1 protein-coding gene is annotated in these 242 nt (G+C 39.3%); it reads right to left on the reverse strand.

The genetic code is table 11. From position 1 onward, the window contains the following. Positions 1-242: hypothetical protein (locus tag AC6UDG_RS07815; RefSeq protein WP_500707008.1), on the reverse strand; the 242-nt coding region annotated here is incomplete at both ends.

Raw genomic sequence — 242 nt, forward strand, 5'->3', positions numbered from 1 at the left:
TAACTCTTCGTTAAATAGCTTAACTCTTTCTTCGAATGATTGCTTTGATTCTTTTACATAACTATCAATCGAGTATACACGCTTTTTAATTACCCCTTTAGTTGTTATCGGACTATAAAAGATAGCCATTATACGAGCCACATTATCGGCGGCTTCAACTTCGCCAGCAAGAGCGCAAATATCAGAATAAGCGCCATGCTCCATGTCTTCAGGATGAGGATCGAAGCCGTATAACTTACCTC

Source organism: Fructilactobacillus sp. X2R1C1 (genome assembly GCF_059901435.1).